At 70.1% G+C, this 23358-nt stretch carries 27 protein-coding genes; 12 read left to right on the forward strand and 15 right to left on the reverse strand.

Going from position 1 to position 23358, the window contains the following annotated elements; translation table 11 throughout:
- Positions 1–15 precede the first annotated feature (15 nt).
- The 4 genes from ACIBG8_RS38425 to ACIBG8_RS38440 all read right to left on the reverse strand — a co-directional run bounded on the left by ACIBG8_RS38425 (position 16) and on the right by ACIBG8_RS38440 (position 2333).
- Positions 16–405, reverse strand: coding sequence for a molybdopterin-binding protein (locus tag ACIBG8_RS38425; RefSeq protein ID WP_397348120.1), 390 nt, complete (start codon positions 403–405; stop codon positions 16–18).
- Between the two features lie 11 nt (positions 406–416).
- Complete coding sequence (locus ACIBG8_RS38430) at positions 417–863, reverse strand: universal stress protein (RefSeq protein ID WP_397348121.1); 447 nt, start codon at positions 861–863, stop codon at positions 417–419.
- A 44-nt stretch (positions 864–907) separates the two neighbouring features.
- On the reverse strand, positions 908–1522 hold the full coding sequence (locus ACIBG8_RS38435) for a hypothetical protein (protein ID WP_397348122.1): 615 nt from the start codon (positions 1520–1522) through the stop codon (positions 908–910).
- A 199-nt stretch (positions 1523–1721) separates the two neighbouring features.
- Positions 1722–2333 (reverse strand): DUF998 domain-containing protein, encoded by a 612-nt coding sequence (locus ACIBG8_RS38440; protein WP_397348123.1) that lies wholly within the window; start codon positions 2331–2333, stop codon positions 1722–1724.
- 181 nt (positions 2334–2514) lie between these two features.
- Here ACIBG8_RS38440 and ACIBG8_RS38445 point away from each other — a divergent pair, with 181 nt between their 5' ends.
- Both ACIBG8_RS38445 and ACIBG8_RS38450 read left to right on the forward strand, forming a co-directional pair.
- Positions 2515–2865, forward strand: coding sequence for a MerR family transcriptional regulator (locus ACIBG8_RS38445; protein WP_397348124.1), 351 nt, complete (start codon positions 2515–2517; stop codon positions 2863–2865).
- The gene (locus ACIBG8_RS38450) at positions 2862–3830 is read left to right on the forward strand and encodes an aldo/keto reductase (protein WP_397348125.1); all 969 of its coding nucleotides are present in this window, start codon (positions 2862–2864) and stop codon (positions 3828–3830) included. Before ACIBG8_RS38445 ends, ACIBG8_RS38450 begins: the two co-directional genes overlap by 4 nt.
- Here the strand turns inward: ACIBG8_RS38450 and ACIBG8_RS38455 are convergent.
- Positions 3787–4905, reverse strand: a complete 1119-nt coding sequence (locus ACIBG8_RS38455; protein WP_397348126.1) for a low temperature requirement protein A — start codon at positions 4903–4905, stop codon at positions 3787–3789. The two genes, ACIBG8_RS38450 and ACIBG8_RS38455, sit on opposite strands and share 44 nt — an antisense overlap.
- Positions 4902–5843 carry an anti-sigma factor RsbA family regulatory protein gene (locus ACIBG8_RS38460; protein ID WP_397348127.1) on the reverse strand — a complete coding sequence of 314 codons (942 nt, stop codon included), beginning with the start codon at positions 5841–5843 and terminating at the stop codon, positions 4902–4904. The genes ACIBG8_RS38455 and ACIBG8_RS38460 overlap by 4 nt, the downstream gene beginning before the upstream one ends.
- Before the next feature lie 180 nt (positions 5844–6023).
- Between ACIBG8_RS38460 and ACIBG8_RS38465 the strand changes: the two genes are divergently transcribed.
- Entirely contained in the window at positions 6024–6557 is a 534-nt protein-coding gene (locus tag ACIBG8_RS38465) for a DUF1707 domain-containing protein (protein ID WP_397348128.1), read from the forward strand.
- Here ACIBG8_RS38465 and ACIBG8_RS38470 read toward each other — a convergent pair.
- Together ACIBG8_RS38470 and ACIBG8_RS38475 are read right to left on the reverse strand one after the other, a co-directional pair.
- Positions 6527–7630: an aromatic ring-hydroxylating dioxygenase subunit alpha gene (locus ACIBG8_RS38470; protein WP_397348129.1), complete on the reverse strand. Its 1104-nt coding sequence runs from the start codon at positions 7628–7630 to the stop codon at positions 6527–6529. The genes ACIBG8_RS38465 and ACIBG8_RS38470 overlap by 31 nt on opposite strands.
- A gap of 66 nt (positions 7631–7696) precedes the next feature.
- Positions 7697–7924 (reverse strand): hypothetical protein, encoded by a 228-nt coding sequence (locus ACIBG8_RS38475; RefSeq protein WP_397348130.1) that lies wholly within the window; start codon positions 7922–7924, stop codon positions 7697–7699.
- Positions 7925–8034: 110 nt separating this feature from the next.
- On the opposite strand from ACIBG8_RS38475, the gene ACIBG8_RS38480 reads away from it, so the two are divergent.
- Both ACIBG8_RS38480 and ACIBG8_RS38485 read left to right on the forward strand, forming a co-directional pair.
- Entirely contained in the window at positions 8035–8598 is a 564-nt protein-coding gene (locus ACIBG8_RS38480; protein ID WP_397348131.1) for a TetR/AcrR family transcriptional regulator, read from the forward strand.
- A gap of 15 nt (positions 8599–8613) precedes the next feature.
- Entirely contained in the window at positions 8614–9231 is a 618-nt protein-coding gene (locus ACIBG8_RS38485; protein ID WP_397348132.1) for a pentapeptide repeat-containing protein, read from the forward strand.
- Here ACIBG8_RS38485 and ACIBG8_RS38490 read toward each other — a convergent pair.
- Complete coding sequence (locus ACIBG8_RS38490) at positions 9221–10411, reverse strand: ion channel protein (protein WP_397348133.1); 1191 nt, start codon at positions 10409–10411, stop codon at positions 9221–9223. The genes ACIBG8_RS38485 and ACIBG8_RS38490 overlap by 11 nt on opposite strands.
- Positions 10412–10522: 111 nt before the next feature.
- Here ACIBG8_RS38490 and ACIBG8_RS38495 point away from each other — a divergent pair, with 111 nt between their 5' ends.
- A complete protein-coding gene (locus ACIBG8_RS38495; protein ID WP_397348134.1) occupies positions 10523–10888 on the forward strand; it encodes a hypothetical protein in 366 nt (121 codons plus the stop codon).
- A 67-nt stretch (positions 10889–10955) separates the two neighbouring features.
- Positions 10956–12404 carry a DUF2079 domain-containing protein gene (locus ACIBG8_RS38500; protein WP_397348135.1) on the forward strand — a complete coding sequence of 483 codons (1449 nt, stop codon included), beginning with the start codon at positions 10956–10958 and terminating at the stop codon, positions 12402–12404.
- Here the strand turns inward: ACIBG8_RS38500 and ACIBG8_RS38505 are convergent.
- Positions 12401–13489 carry a glycosyltransferase family 4 protein gene (locus tag ACIBG8_RS38505; RefSeq protein ID WP_397348136.1) on the reverse strand — a complete coding sequence of 363 codons (1089 nt, stop codon included), beginning with the start codon at positions 13487–13489 and terminating at the stop codon, positions 12401–12403. The two genes, ACIBG8_RS38500 and ACIBG8_RS38505, sit on opposite strands and share 4 nt — an antisense overlap.
- A 24-nt stretch (positions 13490–13513) precedes the next feature.
- Between ACIBG8_RS38505 and ACIBG8_RS38510 the strand changes: the two genes are divergently transcribed.
- Genes ACIBG8_RS38510 through ACIBG8_RS38520 form a run of 3 tightly spaced genes read left to right on the forward strand, consistent with a single transcriptional unit; the run spans position 13514 to position 18819 of the window.
- Positions 13514–14326, forward strand: a complete 813-nt coding sequence (locus tag ACIBG8_RS38510) for a PIG-L deacetylase family protein (protein ID WP_397348137.1) — start codon at positions 13514–13516, stop codon at positions 14324–14326.
- On the forward strand, positions 14326–15381 hold the full coding sequence (locus tag ACIBG8_RS38515) for a YbhN family protein (RefSeq protein WP_397348138.1): 1056 nt from the start codon (positions 14326–14328) through the stop codon (positions 15379–15381). The genes ACIBG8_RS38510 and ACIBG8_RS38515 overlap by 1 nt, the downstream gene beginning before the upstream one ends.
- 45 nt (positions 15382–15426) lie before the next feature.
- Positions 15427–18819: a BTAD domain-containing putative transcriptional regulator gene (locus ACIBG8_RS38520; protein ID WP_397348139.1), complete on the forward strand. Its 3393-nt coding sequence runs from the start codon at positions 15427–15429 to the stop codon at positions 18817–18819.
- Here the strand turns inward: ACIBG8_RS38520 and ACIBG8_RS38525 are convergent.
- On the reverse strand, positions 18788–19285 hold the full coding sequence (locus ACIBG8_RS38525) for a hypothetical protein (RefSeq protein WP_397348140.1): 498 nt from the start codon (positions 19283–19285) through the stop codon (positions 18788–18790). The genes ACIBG8_RS38520 and ACIBG8_RS38525 overlap by 32 nt on opposite strands.
- A gap of 181 nt (positions 19286–19466) precedes the next feature.
- Here ACIBG8_RS38525 and ACIBG8_RS38530 point away from each other — a divergent pair, with 181 nt between their 5' ends.
- Positions 19467–19985 (forward strand): DedA family protein, encoded by a 519-nt coding sequence (locus ACIBG8_RS38530; RefSeq protein WP_397348141.1) that lies wholly within the window; start codon positions 19467–19469, stop codon positions 19983–19985.
- Positions 19986–20013: 28 nt separating this feature from the next.
- Here ACIBG8_RS38530 and ACIBG8_RS38535 read toward each other — a convergent pair whose 3' ends face one another.
- The gene (locus ACIBG8_RS38535; RefSeq protein ID WP_397348142.1) at positions 20014–20205 is read right to left on the reverse strand and encodes a YegP family protein; all 192 of its coding nucleotides are present in this window, start codon (positions 20203–20205) and stop codon (positions 20014–20016) included.
- A gap of 116 nt (positions 20206–20321) precedes the next feature.
- Between ACIBG8_RS38535 and ACIBG8_RS38540 the strand changes: the two genes are divergently transcribed.
- On the forward strand, positions 20322–21161 hold the full coding sequence (locus ACIBG8_RS38540) for a D-alanyl-D-alanine carboxypeptidase family protein (RefSeq protein WP_397348143.1): 840 nt from the start codon (positions 20322–20324) through the stop codon (positions 21159–21161).
- 247 nt (positions 21162–21408) lie between these two features.
- On the opposite strand, the gene ACIBG8_RS38545 is transcribed toward ACIBG8_RS38540, so the two are convergent.
- From ACIBG8_RS38545 to ACIBG8_RS38555, 3 genes are read right to left on the reverse strand one after another with little or no spacing between them, the layout of a single operon-like run.
- Positions 21409–21996, reverse strand: coding sequence for a hypothetical protein (locus tag ACIBG8_RS38545; RefSeq protein WP_397348144.1), 588 nt, complete (start codon positions 21994–21996; stop codon positions 21409–21411).
- A complete protein-coding gene (locus ACIBG8_RS38550) occupies positions 21993–22751 on the reverse strand; it encodes a PASTA domain-containing protein (RefSeq protein WP_397348145.1) in 759 nt (252 codons plus the stop codon). Before ACIBG8_RS38550 ends, ACIBG8_RS38545 begins: the two co-directional genes overlap by 4 nt.
- Positions 22752–22796: 45 nt before the next feature.
- Positions 22797–23357, reverse strand: coding sequence for a TetR/AcrR family transcriptional regulator (locus ACIBG8_RS38555; protein ID WP_397348146.1), 561 nt, complete (start codon positions 23355–23357; stop codon positions 22797–22799).
- Between the last annotated feature and the right edge of the window lies 1 nt (position 23358).

Here is a 23358-nt window from a genome sequence, read left to right on the forward strand (position 1 = left end):
CGGCCGGAAGAAAGATCAGGACGCGAGCTCGATAACCACGTTCGTAGACTTGATGACCGCCACAGCCACCACCCCCGGCGCCAACCCCAGCTCGTCAGCCGCCTGCCGGCTCATCAAAGACACCACCCTGAACGGCCCAGCCGCCAGCTCCACCTGCGCCATCACCGTATCCCTGACCACCTCGGTGACGATCCCGGTGAACCGGTTACGCGCGGAGGAGAACCCGAACCGCCCCTCCTCCCCCACCTGCGACCGGGCGAACGCGGCGAGCTCCTCTCCCGGCACCACCCGGTGCCCGTGCTCGTCCCGCCCAGCGGTGAGCTTCCCGGAGTCGACCCATCTGCGCACGGTGTCAGCGCTCACCCCGAGCAGCCCGGCCGCCTCACCGATACGGAAACTCGTCACAAAGGGGCACTCTACTGGGCGGAGGGAACGGTGAGCACGGGCCGCTTGGCGTGGTGCAGCACCCGGTTCGACGTGCTGCCGACCAGCAGCGACGCCACCTTCCCCAGCCCACGCGTCCCGGTCACGATCAGGGACGCGTCGATCTGGTCCGCGACGTCCACGATCGTCGACCACACGGCCAGCGAGTCGGTCTCGACCCTGGCCGTCGCCTCCAGCCCGGCCTCCCTGGCCAGCCTGGCCCCCTGTTCGGCCAGCTCGGACATCGCCTCGCCCATCGCCTGGTCGGCCTCGGGGCTGTCGAGGGTGGGCATCATCCCCACCGATCCCCGCATGGCCGACATGGCCATGCGTTCCCACACGGTCAGCACCACCACCGGCTGCGGCTTGACCAGCGAGCCGACGAAGGCGATGGCCGCCTGCGCGTCGTCGGAACCGTCGTAAGCAAGCAGGATCGTCATTCCCTTCTCATGACCACTCGACCGGCAGGGCAAAACCATGCTTTTCACAAGTGTTCAGGGGCCTGCGAGGTGACGTCGTGGCGCCCCCAGCGCAGGTGCCCGCCGATGGCCTCGATGCGTAACGCGTCGATGGTGGCCAGCGCGGACGGCAGCTCCCGCATGGCGCCGAGCAGCGCCCAGGCGTCGTCGCCCGGCAGTTCGGCGAGGGCCGTACCAGGGGGAACGCGGAGGCGGTAGGAGATCCCGTCGTCGTCTTCGGCCCGCGACACCACGTCGATGGACAGCGAGGTGAGCAGCGCCTCGTAGGCGGTGGTGAGCGAGGCGGGCGAGCCGCCCTTGCAGGTGATCCTGCCGGGCACGGTGTGCAGGAGCTCCATCTGCCTGCGCAGCGCGTCGACCTGGATGGAGTGCCGGTCGAGCAGGGCCCTGAGCTGGGCGGCGTGCGTCTCGGCCTGCTCGGCGAGCTCGGCGGAGTGCCGTTCCTCCAGCTCTTCCAGGGCGGCGTTGTGGCGCTCCAGCTGGGAGGTGCGGGCGTCGAGGTCGGCGAGGTCGGCCGCGTGCCGCCGCTCCTGCTCCTCCAGCTCTCTGACGAACCTGAGCGCCCCGACCACGGCGATGGCGGCCAGGACCACGCAGGTCAGGGAGAGAACGATCTCCATCGGGCTCCTCGGGGGAAGGTGCCACCACATCTATCACAAACACCCTTGGAGGTACGGCGGAGCCAGGAGACGCACCACCCGCCGCACAGGGCTGGGGACATTCCAGGAAGACGCTCACCGGCCGCACGCGGCCGGGCGCCGCGACGGAAATGGCTGCGGCCCGCGGGATCACAAGGAACCGCGGGCCGCAGCGCCCCCGTCAGGCTCGCCTGAGCGCGCCGTACTTCACCTTCATGAGCGAGAGCCCGGCCAGCGCCAGCACCCCCACCTCGGTCACCACGACCAGCCGCTGCGTGAGCCCCGCAGGGATGTCGGCGTTGGTGAGCGGGATGCCGAACATCCGCACCACGTACGGCACGACGACCAGCAGCAGCGCCCCCAGCGCGATCCCGCTGAGGATCCGTACCGCCCGCGCGTAACGGACCCGGGTCTTGGCCAGCAGGAACCCGGCCGCGGGCATCGCCAGGAACGCGGCGAACGCCGCGTACCGGTGGATGCCCCCCGACAGCGACAGCGGCACCCCGGGCCGGTCGGTCGGGAACGCCCCGATGAGGAACATGCACACCCCCCACCCGAGCACGAGCAGCACCACGGACTGGGAGGCGCCCGAGCGCCGCAGCGCTGCGGCGATCAGCGCGGAGCCCGCGGCGAACAATGTCAGCGATGCGGGCAGCAGCCAGCCGATCGACTGGAAGGCGTACTCACTGATCACGCTGTGCAGCGGGTCGAGCCCCGCCTCGGCGTGCAACGTGAGCATGGCGCCTACCCCGGCGCCGATGGCCGAGAACCCGCTGACAAGCAATGCCTTCATGACTACAAAACTCGCGGAATACGCGGTTGCCGAACATCGGAGATCAGCCCGAAGCACCCCTGAAAGGACCCTTACGACTTTGGGATGGGCAACCGCGATGACCTGCGGGAAGACAGACCCTGGTAGTGCCTGCCCCCTCAGGGTTTGACTTGGAGCGCACTCTAAGGTCCACCCTGGAGACATGACGATCCAGGAGGCGGCGCGTCGCACCGGGCTCACCGCGCACACCCTGCGCTACTACGAGCGCATCGGGCTCATCCATTCCGTGGGGAGGAATGGCAGCGGGCACCGCGACTACGACGAGCACGACCTGACGTGGGTGGTCTTCCTGACGAAGCTCCGCACGACCGGCATGCCGATCGCCGACATGTGCCGCTACGTGGAGCTGGCGAGGATGGGCGACCACACCAGGAAAGAGCGGAAGAAGATGCTCGAGGAGCACCGCGACCGCGTCCGGGCCAGGATCACCGAGCTGACCCAGGACCTCGCCGCCCTGGACTACAAGATCAATTCCTATCGGGAGCAGGCATGAACAAGCGCACCATCGGCACCCTGCAGGTCTCCGAACTGGGCCTCGGCTGCATGGGCATGTCAGAGTTCTACGGCGAAGCCAACGAAAACGAATCAATAGCCGTCATCCACCGCGCCCTAGACCTTGGCATGAAATTTCTGGACACGGCGGATATGTATGGCAGCGGCCACAACGAGCAACTCGTCGGCCGCGCCATCAAGGACAGGCGCGACGAGGTCGTCCTCGCCACCAAGTTCGGCGTCAGGCGCGAGGAGGGCGTGCGCACCGTCGAGAACTCCCCCGCCTACATCCGCCAGGCCTGCGACGCCTCCCTGAAGCGCCTCGGCGTCGACCACATCGACCTCTATTACATGCACAGGCGCAACCCCGACGTCCCGATCGAGGAAGCGGTGGGCGCGATGGCCGAGCTCGTCCAGGCGGGCAAGGTGGGCAATCTGGGCCTGTCGGAAGTGAGCGCGGACACCCTGCGCAGGGCTAACGCCGTTCACCCGATCGCCGCGCTGCAGAGCGAGTACTCGCTGTTCACCAGGGGCATCGAGGCCGAGATCCTGCCCACCGCCAGGGAGCTGGGCACCGCGCTGGTCGCCTACTCGCCGATCAGCCGCGGCTTCCTGACCGGCACCGTCCCCCCGGCCGACGAGCTGCCCGACGACGACTTCAGGAAGTACACGCCGAGGAACATCGGCGAGAACGCCGCCCACAACGCCGCCCTGGTCGCCGAGGTCGTCAAGATCGCCGCCGACGCGGGCGTCACGGCCGCGCAGCTGTCGCTGGCCTGGCTGCTGGCCCAGGGCGAGGACATCGTCCCCATCCCGGGCACCAAGCGGCTGAAGTACGTCGAGGAGAACGCGGCGGCGGCCGACGTCACCCTCACGGCCGAGCAGCTGGCCGCGCTGGCGCGAGCCGTACCGGCTGACGCGGTCAAGGGTGAGCGCTATGCGGATATGACGACCGTGGAGCTCTGAGCAGGGCGGTCGCCGCCACCAGGAGCGCCATGATCACCGCGATCAGCGGCACGGCCACCGGGGTGAACGCCGCCAGCAGCACGAGCACGGCCGCCACGACGAAGCACAGGTCGTCGCGGCGGCCGTAGCCGTGCGGGCGGATGTGCAGGAACCACGTGGTCAGCACGAACACGGCGACGGGGACGGCCACCGCCATGGACTTGACGAGCGCCGAGACGTGCGCCTCCGGGTCGAACCCCACCTCGATGCCCGCGCCGATCGCCGCCACCGACCCCAGGATCACCAGGTGCCCGTACCCCCACGGGATCGCGTCGCGGTTGGAACGCAGGATCTCCGGCGTGGGCGGGTCGAAGTAGAGCCACCAGATGGCGAACACCACGACCAGCGCGCTCCCCGCCAGCCAGTAGGCACCCTCGCTCACCGCGCCCACGAGCGCGAGCACGTTCTCGCCCATGACGATGATGGTGAACAGCCCGTAGCGCTCGGCGATGTGGTGCGGATGCCACGGCGTGCGCCCGGCCAGCTCGGCGTAGACCGGCATCACCATGTCGCCGATCGCGCCGATGACGAAGAACGCCAGCTTCCACTCGGCGGGCACCAGCAGGAAACCCACCCAGAACAGCTGCACGACCGTCGTGCCGACGGCGTAGCGCAGGGCCGTCTTACGGCGCGGCGGATCGTCGGCCGCCACCCGCAGCCAGAAGATCACCATGGCCACGCGCATCACGACGTATCCGGTGACGCCGAGGGTGAAGTCCTGCACGAACAGCTTGGGCACCCCGGCGGCCAGGATGACGATCCCGGCCATGACCACCAGCGTCATCAGCCGGAAGAACGCGTCGCCCGTGTCGTAGCTGGACGCGAACCACGTGTAGCCCAGCCAGGCCCAGTAGATCGCGAAGAACACGATCGCGTAGCCGACCAGGCCGGTGGCCAGGTGTTTCTCGGCGACGGCGTGGTGCAGCTGGGCCGCGGCCGCGCCGACGGCGACGACGAAGAACAGGTCGAAGAAGAGCTCGAGCGGCGTGGCCACACGATGCTGCTCGGCGGTGTCACGCGCCCGCATCGGGATCATGCGTGGGGCATACCCGCCGCAAGGTCAAAGTACGTACGGACGGTGGTCGAGCCCGACTTGGTGTAGATCCTGACCAGGTCGCTGAGCAGGTTGACGATCAGCAGCCCGCGCGAGCCGGCGGAGCGCGGGTCGACCGGGCTGCGGCCGACGAGCGGGTCGGTGATGTGGCCGCCGTCGGTGACCTCGCAGACCAGCGTGGTGCCCTCGTCCCACACCCTGATGCGCCCCTGCCCGCCGCCGTGGTCGAGGCTGTTGGCGCCGAGCTCGGCGACGACGAGGCGGATGTCGTCGATCCTGGCCGGGCTGAACGCCATCGTGGCGGCCTGCCCGGCGGCCAGCTCGCGGGCGCCGGCCAGGTTCCTGGTGTCGAAGTCGAGGCTGACGGCGTCGAGCGGCTCCGACAGCGGCCGGTTGTTCTGCTCGATGACCAGCTCGGGCGCGAAGGCGAAGCTCTCCCGCGTGCCCGACTTGTCCATCAGGACGGGGTGGGTGCGCTCGGCCTCGTCCAGGACGGACGGGGGCAGGCGTTCCGCGTCGTAGGGGCACATGATCGTCACGTCGCGCCCGGCGAAGGCCAGGTTGATGAGCGCCTCGTGCTGCGCGCAGGCGGGCAGCTCAGCCTCGCTGCGCCCCGGCCAGATCGGTTCGCCGACGATCCTGACCCGCTGTTCGGGGTGGCGGTCGGCGAAGTCGCGCAGCACGGCGGGGATGATCCGGCCCGGGTTGCGCCCGGCCATGGCCATGTCGACCAGGCGGACCCCGCGCACCTGCGTGCCCAGCTCGTCCTCGATCAGGTCCAGGTGGGGCGCGGGAACGGCGACGGCCACCGGCTCGCCCAGCGCCAGTCCTTCCCTGACGAAGGCGGAGATGGCCAGCACGTATTCCCGGTCGCCGCGATAGAACAGCGCCGGGTGGGCGAAATGCGGATCAGCCAGCATCACTAGTCACGGTACCCCTCGTGACTGTTGGGTATCTATTCGTCGTACCCTCGGAAAGGAGCCGGATCGTGAATCGACTCCAGATCATCATCCAGCGACCACGGCCCCCACGTCGTCCCCAGCCCCTCGACCTGCGCACCCCTTCTGGCAAGAGGTTGCCTTTCTAGGACTGTTTGCAGCATGACCGAACCCCGGATGCGGGTATCCGACGCCGACAGGGAGGCGACGGCGCACCAGCTCCAACAGGCGTTCTCCGAGGGCCGCCTGACCTCAGAGGAGCTGGACCATCGCATCGGTCTGGCCCTCTCGGCGAAGACCTACAGCGATCTCCTCGCTCTCGTCACCGACCTGCCCTACGGCAGGCCGGTGGACGAGGTCGTGCACGTCGAGGCCAAGGACGGGCACATCAGGCGCGCCGGAGACTGGCGGGTCCCGCGACGGCTGCGGGTCGTCTCCAAGTACGGCAGCGCGGAACTGGACCTGTCCGAGGCGGCGATCGCGCACCCGGTGGTCGAGATCGAGTTCGACCTCAAGTACGGCTCGGCCACGCTCATCCTGCCGCCCGGCGCCTCGGCGGACATCACCGAGGTGAAGGGCAGCGGCGGCTCCGCCGTACCGAGGTCACCTGGGACGGTGCACGTGCGGGTCACCGGCGAGCTGACGTACGGCGAGCTGACCGTCCGCTACCCGCGCAGGCACTGGCTGACCCACTGATGGAAGGCGGAGATGTGGTGCTCGCTCGGCACCAGCACGCCGCCCTTGGCGTACGCGCGCGAGGACATGCCGGGCTGGGTCCGCTCGCAGGCGTCGAAGTCCTGCTCGTTGACGCGGTGGAAGAGCTCGACCGAGTGCGAGACGTCGGCGCCTGACGCGACGACGTCGGGGTGGTAGAGCCAGTCGCACTCCACGATGGTCCGGTCGGCGGCCATCGGGAACATCCTGTGCATGATCACGTGGTCGGGCACGAGGTTGATGAACACCTGCGGCTTGACGGTGATCGCGTAGTAGCGCCGGTCCTGCTCGGCGGCCACGTCGGGTAACTTGCCGAACCCCGCGCTGCCGTCGACGGTGAACCCCTCGACCCGGTCGGCGAACTCGGCGCCGTGCCCCACGTAGTACTGCGCCGCGTATCCCCCGGCGAACTCGGGCAGCACGGCCACGAGCTCCGGGTGGATGGTGGCGCAGTGGTAGCACTCCATGAAGTTCTCGACGATGAGCTTCCAGTTGGCCGCCACGTCGTAGACGATGCGCTTGCCCAGGGCGAGCTTGTCCACGTGGTAACGCTCGATGGAGGCCAGGTCGCCCAGCCGCTCGGTCGCCGCGCCCATGACCCGCTCCTCGAACGAGGGCGGGTCGTCGGCCAGGCAGACCCAGGCGTAGCCGAGCCACTCGCGCAGCGCGACGGGGATCAGCCCGTACTCCACACGGTCGATGTCGGGCATCTTGACCAGGTTGGGCGCGGCCACCAGCCTGCCGTCGAGGTCGTAGGTCCAGGCGTGGTAGGAGCAGCGCAGGGTGCGCTTGACCTCGCCGCTCTCCTCCTCGCAGATGCGCGAGCCGCGGTGCCTGCAGACGTTGAGGAAGGCGCGGACCTGGTCGTCCCGGCCCCTCACGATGATCACGTTCTCCCTGCCGACCTGGACGGTCTTGAAGGAGCCGGGCTTGGCCAGGTCGTCGGTCCTGACCGCGCAGAACCACAGGGTCTCGAAGATCTTCTCCTGCTCCTGCAGGAAGACGTCCGGGTCGGTGTAGGAGCGGCCGGGAAGGGTGGAGATCAAGCTCGACATAGTCACCCGCTTGTTGCGCATTACGCACTGAGTTGCTCTATATGCGACATCGTCGGGTGACCTTCGTCAACGTGTCAATAGGTACGAAGACGACATCCGGCTCCACGAGGCATAGCCCTTGCTCATCAGCCGGCCGGAGAGGAGGTCGGCCAGCGGGTTGGGCTTGCTGGTCACCTCCATGCCCGCCACGACACCTTGTGCCTGACGTGGGGGAAGAACTCGGAATCCGTCATCCCGGCGAGGATGGACGTCGCCCCACAGCGGGTCGCCGGGCTTCGCCTGGACGTCGAACACCCACAACACCCGGCCGCACCCGCGAGCCAGGGCGAGTCCGGCGACCCCTGCGCCGACGACCAGTACTCTATTTCAGAGACCTCCAATATCAGATACTGGGAGTATCACTTATGAGCCCACGTGGACGCAAGCCCGATCCGTCCGTCGATCTCAAGATCAGGGAGGCGGCGGCGTCGCTGATCTTCACCAAGGGGTTCGACTTCACGATGGACGAGGTGGCGGAGACCGCCGGGGTGGGCAGGGCGAGCGTGTTCCGTCGCTACGCGACGCGGCGCGACCTGCTGCTGGACGCCCTGGGCAGCATGCTCATCGCCAACGTCCCCGTCCCCGACACCGGGTCGTTCCGCGGCGACCTGACCTCGATCGTGGTCGACACCCTCGCCATGTGGCACACGCCTGGCCTGGACAGGATGGCCAAGCAGTCCTTCGCCGAGGCGGGGCGCGACCCGGCCGTCGCCGAGGTGATCCGTACCGGGATGCAGGTCCAGCGGCAGCAGTCGTGGGCGGTCTTCGAGCGGGCGATCGAGCGCGGCGAGCTGGCGCCGGACGCCGACCTGTGGCTGCTCGCCGACCTCCTGGTCGGGCTGGTCACCTATCGCGGGATGCTCGACCTGCCGATGCCCGAGCCCGAGGCGATCGTCGAGGCGCTCCTGTCGGGCTTCGCCGTACGCTGACGTAGCATCACATCCGTGGCAGAACGCCTGCACGGGGTGCCGACTCCCCCGACCGACACGACCGTGGAGTTCGCCGACTGGGACAGCGAGGACCTGTCCGGCCAGGTGCACGAGCGGGTGTTGTTCAACGAGGTCGACCTGACCGAGGCGACGAGCAGGGGGGCCACGTTCGTCGAGTGCGTCTTCCGCAATTCGAAGTTCAACGCCTCGACGCACACCGACAGCGCGTTCCTCAATTGCACTTTCAAGAACACGTCGTTCTTCGACGCGTCCTTCACCGGGTGCAAGTTCGTCGGCAGCATGTTCGACCGGTGCACCTTCGACCTGATGAAGGTCGAGGGCGGCGACTGGTCGTTCGTCGGCCTGCCCGGCGCGCCGCTGGGCGCGGCGTCGTTCGTCGAGGTCAAGCTGCGCGAGGCGGACCTCACCGGGGCCAGGTGCGAGGGCGCGACGCTGCGCAAGGTCGACTTCACCGGCGCCATGCTGCACCGCGCCGACCTCACCCGCGCCGACCTGCGCGGCAGCGACCTGACCACGGTCGATCCGCTGGTCACCGAGCTGCGCGGGGCGCGCATCGACGTCACCCAGGCGGTCGCGATCGCCACCGCGCTGGGCCTGGACGTCAATCCCTGACGAGCATCTGCGGCTTTCCGGTGATCAGCAGCCACGCGGGCAGGATCATCACGCAGGCGATCGGGATCAGCACCGCCTGGTCGACGATGACGATGGCGGAGAACAGGCTGAGCCAGCCCTGCTGCGTGACGGCCAGCACGAAACCCAGCACTCCCCCGGCGACCGCCAGCGAGAGCGGGATCGACGGGATCAGGCCGTTGGCCAGCAGCCCGAGCGCGACCCCGGTGAAGATGACGGGGAAGATGCGCCCGCCGCGGAACCCGCACGTCCCCGCGATCACCAGGGCCACCAGCTTGACCACGATGATCAGGATCAGCTGCCCTGAGCCGTAGGAGCCGGACACCAGCTCACCCGCCTCCTCCAGCCCCTTGAACAGGGTGACCCGCCCGCCGATCACGCCGAGCAGGCCGAGCAGCGCCCCGCCGACGGTGACCATGACGACCGGGTTGCGCATCGCGTGGAAGAACCGGTGCGCGTACGGGAAGGCGTAGACGGCCAGCAGCCCGAGCCCGGCGGCGACCGTGGCGACCACCGACCCGGTGACCAGGTCGATCAGGTGGAACCCCGGGTAGGCGGGCACGTTCACCGCGAGCTGCTCGCCCGACAGCGCGACCGTGGTCAGCGACCCGGCGGCGGCCGCGAGCAGCGGGGCGAACAGCTTGTCCCACAACGGCGTCTTCTCGTCGCCGCCCAGCATCTCCGACAGCGCCAGCGCGGCCGCCACCGGCGTACCGAACAGCGCGCCGATCGTGCCGGCCGCGCCCAGCCCCACCCAGGCCGGAGCGCCGACCTTGGGCATGAACCTGCTGCCGATCGCGAAGGCCAGCGCGATGTTGGCCGCGGTGATCGGGTTCTCCGGCCCGAGGCTGACCCCGCCGGCTAGCGACAGTACGGTCGCCAGCAGGAGGCTGGGCAGCACCGCGACCGGCATGGGCGGCGCGATCAGGCTCTCGGTGGCCGGGTCGGGCCCCGCGTGCCCGGGGACCTTCCAGATCACCAGGCCGGTGGCCGCGCCGACGAGCGTGAGCACGAGCACCGTCCACCAGCCGGAGTCGCTCGGCGCCCAGAGGTAGCCCTGGACGAACCCGGCCACCCTGCTGACCACGACCAGCACGAGGCTGGACCCCACCCCGATGAGCACGGCGGGCAGGACGAGCGGCAGGAGTGCTCTCGCTTTCACGGGGTGCACTTACCCAGGACGGACTGGAACTGATGTTGGTGATGTGCAAGCAGACGTCAAGGATTGCCCCATAATTTTCTCTTCGCAACGAACACAACGAAGGGCTCCCCCATGAAGATCAATAGCCGTCGCATCGCCACCACCCTGGCGGCGGTCTCCCTTGCCGGCCTCCTCAGCGCCTGTGGCGTCGGCCAGAAGGTCGACTGCGTCACGATGAGCAACGAGGTCACCAAGATCTCGCAGGAGTTCACCACCGCGCTGTCCGGCGCCGCGACCGACCCCAAGGCGATCGAGACCGCCAGCGCCGACGCCGGCGCCAAGCTCAAGGCCCTGGCCGGCAAGTACGACGGTGACCTCGCCAGCGCGATCAACGACCTGGCCAACCTCTTCGACGGCATGAAGGACCCGGCCAACGCCGCCACGTCCGCCGGCAAGATCCCGGACATCCAGGCGAAGATCACCAAGGCCTGCAGCTAGCAGGACCACGGCCGTCGCACCGCCTGCGGGGGGCAGCGCGGCGCGGCGGCCGTATACTCTGCTGCCCGTGACGGTCGACACGCTGCCAGCCGAAACCGAGGCGTCCGCCACGACCTCGAGGTTCCCCTGGATCGGCGTGCTGACCGCACTGGCGGCCACCGCCTACGCGACCCTCGGGCTCGTCAAGCTCGCCACCTTCCGCACCACCACGTTCGACCTCGTGGTGTTCGACCAGGCGGTCAGGGGCTACTCGCGCCTCGGCCCGCCGTACGTGCCCGTCGTGGGTGCCTTCCACGGGCGCGGCTACGACTACCTGCAGTTCGCCGACCACTTCTCGCCCATCTGGGCGGTGCTCGCGCCCTTCTACTGGATCCACGACGGCCCTGAGACGCTGGTCGTCGCCCAGGCAGTGCTGTTCGCCGCGGCGATCCCGTTCATCTGGCTGTTCACCCGCCGCGTGCTGGGCGCCGTGCCCGCCTGGCTCGTCTCCGTCGCCTACGCGCTGTCGTGGCCCGTGGCGCAGGCGATCGCCTTCGACGTGCACGAGGTCATGTTCGTCCCGGTGCTCACCGCGATCATGATCGAGCGCTACCAGGCGGGGCGCAGGCTGCCCGCCTACCTGGCGATGTTCGCCCTCCTCCTCGTCAAGGAGGACATGGGGCTGATGGTGATCGGCTTCGGCCTCTACCAGTTCGTCGTCGGCGACCGGCTGCGCGGGCTGTCCAGCGCGGCGATCGGCGTCGGCTGGACCATCCTCGTGCGCGGCGTGCTCATCCCGATCGCTGGAGGCGACCAGAACGACTTCTGGGCCTACAACCACCTCGGCCCGGACGCGCCCAGCGCGGTGGCCGCCATCCTCCGCGACCCGCTGGGCACGCTGCTGCTCCCGTTCAGCGCCGAGGCCAAGGTCGACACGCTCTTCCTGCTCGTCTGGCCGACGCTGCTGCTGTGCCTGCTGTCGCCGCTGTCGCTGGTCGCGCTGCCACACGTGCTGGAGCGCATGTTGTCGGACCGCGAGCTGTGGTGGCAGTCCGACTTCCAGTACAACGCGTTCACCGTGGTGATCCTCTTCCTGGCGGGAGTGGACGGCCTGGCCAGGCTGCTGCGGTGGACGAAGGGGCCTGAGTCGCTCAAGCTCGCCTGGGCGGTCGGGGTGTGCGCGGTCGCGCTGACCCTGGTGCCGAAGTTCTCTCTGGACCAGCTCTACCACCCCGACTTCTACAAGGGCGACGAGGCGCGGACAGCGGCGGCGGCCGAGGCGGTGAGCAAGGTCCCGTCAGGGGTGACCGTGGAGACCGTCAACTCGCTGGGGCCCAACCTGTCCTCGCGCGCCACCGTGCAGCTCTGGACGGCCCAGCCGCACTTCTCCGCGCCGTGGGTGCTGGCCGACACCGCGCGCTGGGAGTTCCCGTTCGGGTCGGCGGAGGAGCAGGCCAACCGGGTCGCCGAGCTGCAGAACCTGGGCTACCAGAAGGTCTTCGAGCGCGACGGCTACGTCGTGCTGAACCGCCCCTAGCCGATCGCCTGCGCGTAACACCTGTCGAACCCGTCGAGCACCGCCGCCCACGAGCCCGCCGTCGGCTCGGTGGCCTGGTTGTGCGCGGCGATCGACCGGCGCAGCTCGCCGTCCACCGCCAGCCTGGTCACCGCGTCGACCAGCTCGTCGAAGCTGCGGCCGAGCAGCCCCTCCTTGCCCGGACGGACGAAGTCGGCGACGCCGCTCTGCGCCCTGGCCACGACGGGCAGCCCGGCCGCCCTGGCCTCCAGGGCGGCGAGGCCGAACGACTCGCGGGGCGCGGGCGCGACGAACACGTCGGCTGAGGAGAGCACCTTGGCGATCTCCTCGCGGGAGTAGCGGCCGGGCAGCGACACCCAGCCGGTCATGCCGTGCTTGGCGAGGAAACGTTCCATCTGGCCGCGTGCCGGCCCGTCGCCGATGATCGTGGCCCGCAGCGCGACCGAGTCCGGCACTCTGGTGCGTACGGCACGCAGGAGCTTGAGGAGCCGCACCGGCTGCTTGCGCGGCGCCAGCCGTCCCACGGCCACGATGTGCACCTCGTCGGCCTCTCCTGGGGTGCCTGGCAGCCAGCCGGACAGGTCGAGGCCGTTGGAGACGACGTTGACCGGCACCCCGCGCCCGGCCACCGCCCTGATGGGGACGGCGGCCGCGTTGCTGACGGCGGTGGCGACCAGCCCCCACTTGTGCCACTCGAAGATCCAGCGCAGCGCCCGGTAGACCCCACGGGTGACCGGATCCCACATGCTGTGCACGGTCACCACGGCGGGCAGTCCTGAACGCACCGCGGCCCGTACCCCCATCCACGCGAAAGGGGACACGGCGCCCGTGTGCACGTGCACCACGTCGGGGCGCCATGAGGTCATCAGGCGGGTGAGATGGCCCACTCCGAACGGGTGGACGGGCAGGTCGAACGGCATGCGGGCGACGATGCGGCGCACCCCCTCGATCGGCTCGCCGCCGGTGGCGGTCGCCACGAGGACGGTGTGGCCCGCCTCCCGCTGCATCCGCACGAGGTCGGCCACCTGCACCTCGATACCCCCGAGCCGGGGCAGGTAACAGTCGCTCACGTGAAGGATCCGCACCCCTCCCAGACTAATCTGGAGGTTGTGCCTCCACGTACAGCTGTGTTCTTCCACGCCCACCCTGATGACGAGGCCCTGCTCACGGCGGGCACGATGGCGATGCTCGCGGCCGAGGGCCACCGGGTGGTGCTCGTCGTGGCGACGGCGGGCGAGCGCGGGCTGGCCGATCTCGAGCCGGGCGACGAGCTGGGCGAGACCAGGCTCAAGGAGCTGTACGAGTCGGCCGCCCTGCTGGGCTGCGCCCGCGTGGAGTGCCTCGGCTACGGCGACTCCGGCCTGAGCCCGTCGGGCGGCGTCGCCTCCGAACGCCCCGACAACGCCTTCATCGACGCCGACACCGAGCAGGCGGCCAAGCGGCTGGCCGAGATCCTCGACGAGGAGCGCGCCGACCTGCTGGCGATCTACGACCCCGCTGGCGGGTACGGTCACCCGGACCACGTGCAGGTGCACCGGGTGGGCAGGCGGGCGGCGGAGATCGCCGGAACGGAGATCGTGCTGGAGGCCACGGTCAACCGCGACCCCCTGCTCAAGGCGCTCAGGATGGCGGGCAAGGTCTACCGGTTCCCGCCCGAGTTCGACGTGCGGACCTTCGAGAGCGCCTACACGGCGGGCGAGGACATCACCCACCGGGTGAACGTCAGGAAATACACGAAGCAGAAGCGCGCCTCCATGGCCGCCCACGCCTCCCAGGCGAAGGGCGGCAGCACCGACAGGACGCTCGCCGTCATGCTGAAGATCCCCGGACCGCTCTATCGCCTCGTCTTCGGGACAGAATGGTTCGTACGCCGCGACGTGCCCCCGGGCACCCGCCTCAAGCACCCCTTCGACGGGATCTGATGAAGAACAAGTGGGTCCAGGGCGCCCTCTCCGTCCTGTCGCTCGGTCTCGCCGTCCTCCTGGTGGTGTACCTGCCGCAGATCGTGCACACGCTGACCGGCAAGCCGGTCTCGTGGGAGCAGATCGGGGAGATCTTCTCCAGGATGGGCATCGGCACCATAGCCCTGATGACGGCGGTGTGGCTGGCCAGCCTGATCGCCTACACCTTCGTGCTGACCAACTCCCTGCCTGGCCTGTCGCACCTGCAGGCGCTGACGCTCAACGCGGCGGGCAGCGCGGTGAGCAACCTGCTGCCGTTCGGCGGAGCGGCCGGGGTGGCGCTGACCTTCGGCATGACCAGGGGCTGGGGGTTCGCCAACCGGCCCATCGTGGTGATGACCCTGGTCAGCGGCATCTGGAACACCCTCTTCCGGTTCATCCTGCCCGCCGTGGGCATCCTGGGGCTCCTGCTGGCCGGGGAAGTGCCGAACCCGACCGTGGCCAAGGCCGGATGGGTCGGCGCGCTGTCGATCCTCGTCCTGGTCGCCGTCATGGCCGCCGCCCTCTACTGGGACAGGGCGGCCAACCTGCTCGGGCGCGGGCTCGACGGGCTCATGCGGCTGTTCAGGCTCAGGTTCAAGGCCTCGGAGGCGCTGGACAACCTGCGCAGGGACACCGCCGAGGTGGTCAGGAAGCGCTGGGCCGGGCTGTCGGCCGGCATGGTCGCCTTCCTGGCGCTCCAATGGCTGATCATGGTGGTCTGCATGCAGGCCACCGGCGCCTACCCGGGGCTGGCCCAGTCGATCGCCGTCTTCGCCCTCTCCAGGGTGCTGACCAGCGCGCTCGTCACGCCCAGCGGCGCCGGGATCATGGAGGCGGGGGTGGTCGTCCTGCTGATCGCCTTCGGGGTTCCCACACCCGCCGCGACGGCCACCGCGCTTCTGTTCGGCTTCTGGACCTACACTATCGAGATCCCCTTCGGTGGGCTGGCCCTCGGCGCGTGGGCACTCCTGCGCAGGCGCAACGGGCGGTCCCAGACTGCTGAGCCCGCCCCCGAGAGTCTGAAAGCACCCTAGTGAACCGTTCAAAGACCTTGTGCCTCCTTCGGAAGCACGCATAGCGTGGCGGCTGACATGGTGGCGTTCCGGGTTCTTGGGCCAGTCGAGGCGTACGAACACGACGACGAACTCGACCTCGGCGGGTTGCGGCAGCGGGCCGTGCTCGCCCGATTGCTCGTGGCCAGGGGTCAGGTCGTGCCCGTCGACACGCTCCTGTTCGACCTGTGGGCCGACGACACGGCCAAGGGCGCCCAGTCGGGGCTCCAGGTTTACATCTCCCGCCTGCGCCGGGTCCTCGAGCCCGGCCGCCCGCGCGGGGGCCCCAACCGGCTGCTGGTGACCGTCGCGTCCGGCTACGCCCTGCGCGTGGCGCCCGACCAGGTCGACGCGCTCCGCTTCGAGCAGCTCGTCCGCGCGGCGGGCGAGCACCTCGACGCCGACGACCCGCAGTCCGCGCGCGGACGCCTGGAGAAGGCGCTCGGCCTGTGGCGCGGCACCCCCTACTCCGACTTCGCCGACCAGCAGTGGGCGGAGGCCGAGGTCAACCGCCTGGCCGAGCTGCGCCTGGTGGCCAGGGAACGGCACGCGGACACCGGCCTGCGGCTGGGCAGCCACGCCGAGACCGTGCCCGACCTGGAGGCGCTCACCGCCGAGCACCCGCTGCGCGAGGAGGGCTGGCGCCTGCTGGCCCTGGGCCTCTACCGGCAGGGCCGCCAGGGCGACGCGCTGGCCGCGCTGCGCAGGGCGCGCGGCATCCTGGCCGACGAGCTCGGCATCGACCCCGGCCCGGCGCTGCGCAAGCTGGAGTCCGACATCCTGGCCCAGTCGCCCGAGCTCGAACTCGTCGCCGCCGCCAGGCCGTCGCGGCCCGCTCCCCCGGCCACCGACACCTGGCCGCCGAGGCCGACCACGCCGATCGAGCCGCCGCCACTGGAGCCTGAGCCGTTCGTCGGCCGTGACGCCGAGCTGAGCAGGCTCACCACGGCCGCCCAGCGCACCGCCAGGTTCCAGGTGGCGATCGTCGCCGGAGACGCAGGAGCGGGCAAGACGACGCTGCTGCGCCAGCTGCAGTCGAAGGTCACGGCGGACGGCTGGCTGTCCGCCTCAGGCGCCTGCCCTGACTCCAGCGCGACCCCGCCCGGCTGGGCGTGGGTGGAGATCCTGCGGGCGCTGACCGAGGTGACCGGCGCCGGCGAGTACGCCACGCTGCTGGCGCCGCTGCTCGACGACGCCGACCCCGACCCGGACGACGACGAGGCGTCCGGCGGGTTCCGCCTGCACCGCGCGGTCGGCGGCTACCTGGCGGGCGTGGCGCGCCGCGCCCCCGTGCTGCTGACGCTCGAGGACCTGCACTGGGCCGACGACCAGACGCTCGCCCTGCTGCGCGCCCTGCCGAGCCTGCTGGCCACCAGCCGCGTGCTGCTGGTCGTGACGTGCCGCGAGGGCGAGCTGGACGACCGGCAGGCCGACGTGCTCGCCGCGCTGGCCAGGCTCGGCCCGGTGCGCGTCGGGCTGTCCGGGCTCGACCCGAAGGCGGTGGCCGAGCTGGTCAGGGCCACCTGCGTGCGGGAGATCGACGAGGACGCCGTCGAGTCGATCGTGGAGCGGACCGGCGGCAACCCGTTCTTCGTGCGGGAGACCGTCCGCTTACTGGACTCGGAGTCCGCGGGCGCGCACGCCACGGCTGCCGAGGTGCTGTCCGGGGTGCCGTCCGGCGTGCGCGACGTGCTGCGCAGGCGCATCTCGCGGCTGCCCGCCTCGGCGCAGCAGATCCTGCTGCAGGCGGCGGTCATCGGGCGCGACGTGGACGTGGACGTCCTGGTGGACGTCGCGGGCGGCGCCGAGGACGCGGTCGTCGACGCGGTCGAGGCGGCGCTGCTGGCCGGGCTGGTCACCGAGCCAGGTCCCGGGCTGCTGCGTTTCGACCACGACCTGGTGCGCGACACCATCTACTCTGACGCGTCCCGGCTGCGCCGTACGCGCCTGCACGCCTCCGTGGCAGCGGTCATCGAGCACCGCAACCCCGGCGACGTGGCCGCGCTGGCCCACCACTTCTTCGCGGCGGGCACCGCCGAGACGGCGAGCAAGGCCGTCCACTACGCGGGGCTGGCCGCCGAGCAGGCCGAGCGGCGCTTCGCGCACCGGGAGGCGGCGCAGCTGTGGGAGCAGGCCATCGCGGCCTTCGACCGCACCGGCGGCGACACCCGCCAGCGGCTGCTGCTGATGCTGCGCCAGATCAAGGCGCTGGCGCTGTGCGGTGACATGGAGGCCGCGCGGCTGCTGCGCCGTGCCGCCATGGACCTGGCGCTCCCGCTGGGCGACCTGGAGATCACCGCGCGCGTGGCTGCCTCGCTGGCCGTGCCGCACAAGGGCATGGCGCGCGACTTCACCCGCACCGCCTGGGAGATCGTCGACGTCACCGAGAAGGCGTTGATGGAGCTGCCCGAGGGCGAGCAGACGCTGCGCGCCAGCCTGCTCACCACGCTGGCGCTGGAGCTGGAGGGGTCCTCCTCGCCCGAGCGCGGGCGGCAGGCCTCCCTCGAGGCGCTGGAGCTGGCCAGGCAGAGCGGCGACCCGACGCTGCTGGCGGTGGCGCTGAGCGGGCGACTGCGCCAGTCCTACGACATCCCCGCCGTCGACACCCGCGAGAGCATCGGCCGCGAGCTGCTGGAGGTGGCGCAGCGGTCGGGGCAGATGGCCGTGCAGGCGCTGGCGCACCTGGTGCTGCTGGAGTGCGCTGCCGCGCGCGGCGAGTTCGCGGTCTCCGACGAGCACGCGGCCGCAGCTGAACGGCTGGCCAAGCAGTACGACCTGTCCGCGCCCGAGGCGGTCTGCGCCTGGTACGCGGGGCAGAAGCTGATGATCGCCGGTGACTACCCCGGCGCCGAGCGGGCCTACCGCGAGGCGGCCCGCATGACGGCGCGCGCCGGCATGCTGGAGGGGCGCCAGGACCTGCCGCTCATCGCGACGTTCTGCCTGCACCTGGTCGACGGGCGCGCTGCCGACATGGTCGACGTGCTGTCCGAGGCGCATCAGCGCGGCGCGAAGTGGACGCTCGACGCCTACGCGCTGGCGCTGGCCTCGGCCGGGCACCAGGCCGACGCGCGGGCGGTGGCTGCCGTGCGGCCGCCGGTGCGTCCCGACTTCCTGTACGAGCTGGCGATGACGTGGCGGGCGCTGGCCGGGATGCTGCTGGGCGACCGGGAGCGGATGGTCGACTGCTACGACAAGCTCAAGCCGTTCCACGACCGCATCGCCGGGGCGGGCACGGGCGTGGTGGCGCTGTGGCCGGTGGCGTTGACGCTGGGCGACCTCGCCATCCGGCTGGGCCAGCCGGACGCGGCGCAGGACCACTACGTCAAGGCGCTGGAGGTGGCCGAGCGGGTCGGCGTGCCGCGCTGGGTGGAGGCCGCGAGGCGCTCGGTCAGCAACTCACCTGGAAGCGGTCGCTCCTGATCGTCTTGCCATCCTGGACGGCGAGCTCGATGCGGTACCAGCCCGGGTTCGACACGATCCTGGGCTGCCACTTCACGGTACGGCTCGCGGCGGCGAACCCGGCGTAGTCGCTGAGGTAGGAGCGCCACTGCTTCGTGGTGGCGTTCCAGCGGGCCAGGCGCCAGCCGTACAGGACGGTCTCTCCGGGCTTGTCGTTGACGAGGACGGTCCTGGCCACCATGGTCTTGGCGCAGCCCGGCTCGGTGGCGCCGGTGGCGACGGAGATCTCGCCGGAGACCGGGGCGATCGTGGTGGTGATGGGCATCGCCTGCGCGGCCAGGGTGATGGTGTGCGCTTCTGCTGGGGCGGAGGCGGCGGTGCCGTACGCAGAGACTCCGACGTAGACGCTGGTGAAGGCGAGCGCGCCGACGAACAACTTCAGCGTGGTGGTGGTGCCTGTGCTCAGAACCGCTGCTGCCTTACCCATGATCAACACCTTGCCCTCTCATCTACAGGTGTACGGGAAGGTGGTTGAGCCCTACTTGCCGCGGGCTTGCAGGCCGCGCATGATACGAAAAGTCAGACGTAAGGCCCTGAGGTGGCAGGTAGTTGGCGAGTCAAATAAGGTAAGGCTGACCTAACGAGCTTCTTGGGTGGTGATTGTCCGCATGGCTCTGATCGCCATCTCCGACGACTACACGCGGCCGTTCTGGCTGGGCCTGCCTTACTGGCTCGTGGGCGTGGTGCTGATCATCGCGCTGTTCGGCGCTTTCCAGGCGTACTACTGGATCGGCCGCAAGCTGGGCGAGAAGCTCTACGAGTCGCGCATCGGGGTCAAGGTCGGGCGCGAGCGCATCCGCAAGGTCGAGCACGTCGTGGAGAAGTGGGGCGCGCTGGCGGTCTACGGCTGCTTCTGGGTTCCCGGGCTGCGGCACACGCTGCCGTGGGTGGCGGGCGCGTTGCGCGTGTCCTACCCCTGGTACGTCGTGGCGAGCGCGCTGGGCTGCCTCACGTGGGCGCCGCTGTGGTGGTTCGGGTTGTACGCGGCAGTCTGGGGCTGGCTCAGGCTGGCGGCGGAGTCGCCGGTCGCGGCAGGCACCGTGGCCGTGGTGGTGGTCGCGGCCGTCGTGGGGTTCGTGGTGTGGCGGCGGCGCAGGAAGCGGGCCGAGAAGGCCCTCGCCGCCTGACGAGGGCCTCCCGGGTTGCGACAGCTGCTCAGACGGCCGCGAGCGTCTCGTCGGCGACCGTGGCGTCGCCGGCGTTCTTGCGCACCGACTCGATGCCGTTCATGCACGCCGCCTTGGTCGTGTAACCCTCGCTGACCGCGATGGTCTGCCCGTTGGTGGCGACGAGCTTGAAGCGGAACTCTCCGCGCCTGTCCTTCGTGATGACGAATTTGCCTGCCATGGCGTTCTCCCCCGTTTACTCCTGGTAAGGATCGTTTACCCCGGTCAGGAGGATGTTTTCGCTTCTTAGGGTCAAGTTCCGCATAGCAACGTTTGATCACCTGTCACCATGCTGGAATGCATATCCGGGGTATCTTCTGCTCTGCCGTACTAGCCCTGAGTGTGGGGTTTGCCGCACCCGCGCACGCGGCCGTCAAGGCGCCCGCCGTGGGGGCGCGCGCGGCCTACGTCGTGGACTCTGCGGGGACGATCCACTTCGGCAAGCGCCAGAGCCGGCGCGTGCCGGTCGCGAGCCTGGTCAAGGTCATGACCGCCTACGTGGTGCTGCGCGAGGCGAACCTGGGCGACGTCGTGACGATCACCAAGGGGGACGTGCGGCACGCGGCCGACAACGGGGCCACGACGGCGGCGCTGTCCACGGGGGAGCGGCTCACGGTCAGGGACCTGCTGTACGGGCTCATGCTGCCGTCGGGGGCGGACGCGGCCAACGCGCTGGCGCGTAAGTACGGGCCTGGGAAGGGGGCGTTCGTGGCGAAGATGAACGACGCGGCGCGGAGTCTGGGGCTTTCCGACACGGCTTATACGAATCCGGACGGGTTGCCGTCGCCGCGCAACGGTGGGTACTCGACGGCGATCGACCAGGCGAAGCTGACGCAGGCGGCGCTGTCTGACGCGACGTTCCGCGCGGTGGTGGGGGCCAAGGCGCATCGGGTGGCCAAGACGGGGGCGCATCGGGCGCACACGTGGAAGAACACGAACAAGCTGCTGGGGATGACGGACGGGGTGCTCGGGGTGAAGACGGGCTACACGAACGCGGCGGGGTATTGCCTGTTGTTCGCGGGGGAGCGTGCTGGGCGGCGCATCGTGGGGGTGTTGCTGGGCGACCAGAACGAACGCCGATTCACCGAGGCCCAGGAACTCCTCGACTACGCCACCACCCAGATCCAGGGCGGCTGACCCCCACTCCCAGGGCCCTTCACCACCAAAGGGCCCTCACCCCAAGACCCTCAACCCCAACGGACCCCCACCTCCCACGGCGCCCTCGCCTCAAGGAGCCTCACCCCCAAGAGGCGCCCAGGCCCACGGGGGCCCTCGGCGGGGCAGTTCCTCACGGGGGGCACCCATAAGGGGTGGGCCACCCTCTCCATAGGTGGCCCACCCTCGAAAAGCTAGCCTTTCCCGGAGGCCGTCCCCTCAAGGGTCCTCAGCTGGCGCGGGCCTCGCGGATCAAGGGGATGCCCTCCCCCAGCGACGCGTGCAGGGGAAGGGCGATCGGGGCGAACTCGTTGCGATGGATCTCGAACCCCTGCACGCTCCACGAAATGCTCGCCGTACACTCCCCCGCGCTCACCCGCATGAGACGCCCCCGATGCACGCTCGCCTGCAGCATCGCGATGTCGAAGCTCAGGTCGATCCCGAACGTCACCCGCCCCACCACCTGCCCGCCCACCAGCACGTCGACATAAGGCGCATGCCGCGACACGATCTTGTGCTCCGCCAGCCGCACCGTCTCCCCCACCCCCGGGTTGTCGAGCGTCCGGCGAGCGGCCGCCTGCAGTCCGCGGTACTTGTACCACCCGCCCAGCAACGCCGCCCCGATGTTGAGCCCAGCCAGCAACTCACCCCCCGACTCGATCATCGGCCGTTCGAACACCCCGCCCACCCGCTGCCTGACGTCATCAGCGACCCCAGGCACGTTGATCGCGTGCGCCAGAGCCGAAGCAGCGTGCCGAGGATCGCCGAAGAGCAGCACGTCGGCCGTGCTGGGATGCGTCTCGATGGAAATGGTCACCGTACGATCTCCTGAAACTCCTGGTGGCCGGGGTCGTGGTGGGGTTCGAACCGGATGCCGGGCAGTTCGTGCAACTCCACGAAGGGCTGAAGATCGTGGTACGGCACGCAGCGCACCCCCGGCACCGCGGGTTTACGCCGGGGGCGGAGGAAGAGCAGCAACCCACCGAGCAGCAACACCGCCGCCGCCACCAGCACGATGGGAACCACGGGCGCCCCACTGCCGGACTCGGACACCTGCAACTCATGCGTCTCCTCGACGCTCGGCGTCTCCTCGGGCGTGGGCGTCTCTTCCGGCGTAGGCGTCACTTCGGGCGAGGGAGTCACCTCAGGCGTGGGGGTGACTTCGGGCGTAGGAGTGACCTCCGGCGTAGGAGTGACCTCCGGCGTAGGAGTGACCTCAGGCGTAGGGGTGACCTCCGGCGTAGGCGTAGGCGTCACCTCAGGCACGGAGGTGGCGATCCGCACCACCGTCTCGCACGCCGCCTCGGTCCCCGCCGCGGGATCCTGGCTCGCCATCGTCGCGTCCTCGTCGGCCACCCCGCTCTCGTCCACCCGGAACCCGGCCTCCCCCAGCGCCGTCCTCGCCTCGGTCAGCGTCAGCCCGACCACGTTGGGGATCGTGTCCCCCGACCCCGTCCCCGTACCGTCCCTGGTCCCGAGCAACGACGGGCAGTCGAGCACGGCGGCCGCCGCCGCCGGTAACGGCGCGACCGAGAACGCCAGCACGGCCGCGCAAACCCATCTGCCGATCACACTCGAAACGCTAGGCGGCGATCACCGCGCACACATGAGTAGGCCCTACTCAACACCGGATTCGAGCAGATCGAACACGGCGTGCATCGCGGCCGGCGGGTCGGGTTCCGCCCCGGCGAGTTCGGGGATCTCCAGGACGTAGCGGGCGAGGGCCCGCACCCGCATGTCGGACGGCTCGCGACCGCTCTCGGCGGCGATCGCCTCCCCCAGCTCGGCCTCGCCCGCGATCCAGAGCCGGCGCGAGTAGTCGCGCAGGGCGGGCGTGCTCACGATCAGGTCGCGCTTGCGCCGCATCGCCTCGGGAAGATCGGGGGCGAACGGCCCGCCGCTCGCCATGCGACGGCGCAGGGCCTCCAGCACGGACTGCCCCTCGGGCCTGTCCCTGATCGCCTCGGCCAGCCAACCGGCCCGCCCGGCGCCGTCGTCGAAGATCAGCGCCTCCTTGCCGTCCGGCACGTGCGCGAACAGCGTGGCGATGGAGACGTCGGCCGCGTCCGCGACCTGGGCGACGGTCACACCGTCGTACCCGCGCTCGGCGAACAGCCGCAACGCCGCGTCCGCCAGTGCCTGGCGGGTCTGTGCCTTCTTGCGCTCGCGCCGTCCCATG

Source organism: Nonomuraea sp. NPDC050556 (genome assembly GCF_044457355.1).
Classification (GTDB): domain Bacteria; phylum Actinomycetota; class Actinomycetes; order Streptosporangiales; family Streptosporangiaceae; genus Nonomuraea.

Excerpts from the sequence above, each read along its gene's own strand:
- ACIBG8_RS38430 (WP_397348121.1), bottom strand. The coding sequence starts at position 863 with ATGACGATCCTGCTTGCTTACGACGGTTCCGACGACGCGCAGGCGGCC.
- ACIBG8_RS38435 (WP_397348122.1), bottom strand. The coding sequence starts at position 1,522 with ATGGAGATCGTTCTCTCCCTGACCTGCGTGGTCCTGGCCGCCATCGCC.
- ACIBG8_RS38440 (WP_397348123.1), bottom strand. The coding sequence starts at position 2,333 with ATGAAGGCATTGCTTGTCAGCGGGTTCTCGGCCATCGGCGCCGGGGTA.
- ACIBG8_RS38445 (WP_397348124.1), top strand. The coding sequence starts at position 2,515 with ATGACGATCCAGGAGGCGGCGCGTCGCACCGGGCTCACCGCGCACACC.
- ACIBG8_RS38450 (WP_397348125.1), top strand. The coding sequence starts at position 2,862 with ATGAACAAGCGCACCATCGGCACCCTGCAGGTCTCCGAACTGGGCCTC.
- ACIBG8_RS38455 (WP_397348126.1), bottom strand. The coding sequence starts at position 4,905 with ATGATCCCGATGCGGGCGCGTGACACCGCCGAGCAGCATCGTGTGGCC.
- ACIBG8_RS38460 (WP_397348127.1), bottom strand. The coding sequence starts at position 5,843 with ATGCTGGCTGATCCGCATTTCGCCCACCCGGCGCTGTTCTATCGCGGC.
- ACIBG8_RS38465 (WP_397348128.1), top strand. The coding sequence starts at position 6,024 with ATGACCGAACCCCGGATGCGGGTATCCGACGCCGACAGGGAGGCGACG.
- ACIBG8_RS38470 (WP_397348129.1), bottom strand. The coding sequence starts at position 7,630 with ATGTCGAGCTTGATCTCCACCCTTCCCGGCCGCTCCTACACCGACCCG.
- ACIBG8_RS38480 (WP_397348131.1), top strand. The coding sequence starts at position 8,035 with ATGAGCCCACGTGGACGCAAGCCCGATCCGTCCGTCGATCTCAAGATC.
- ACIBG8_RS38495 (WP_397348134.1), top strand. The coding sequence starts at position 10,523 with ATGAAGATCAATAGCCGTCGCATCGCCACCACCCTGGCGGCGGTCTCC.
- ACIBG8_RS38515 (WP_397348138.1), top strand. The coding sequence starts at position 14,326 with ATGAAGAACAAGTGGGTCCAGGGCGCCCTCTCCGTCCTGTCGCTCGGT.
- ACIBG8_RS38525 (WP_397348140.1), bottom strand. The coding sequence starts at position 19,285 with ATGGGTAAGGCAGCAGCGGTTCTGAGCACAGGCACCACCACCACGCTG.
- ACIBG8_RS38530 (WP_397348141.1), top strand. The coding sequence starts at position 19,467 with ATGGCTCTGATCGCCATCTCCGACGACTACACGCGGCCGTTCTGGCTG.
- ACIBG8_RS38535 (WP_397348142.1), bottom strand. The coding sequence starts at position 20,205 with ATGGCAGGCAAATTCGTCATCACGAAGGACAGGCGCGGAGAGTTCCGC.
- ACIBG8_RS38540 (WP_397348143.1), top strand. The coding sequence starts at position 20,322 with ATGCATATCCGGGGTATCTTCTGCTCTGCCGTACTAGCCCTGAGTGTG.
- ACIBG8_RS38555 (WP_397348146.1), bottom strand. The coding sequence starts at position 23,357 with ATGGGACGGCGCGAGCGCAAGAAGGCACAGACCCGCCAGGCACTGGCG.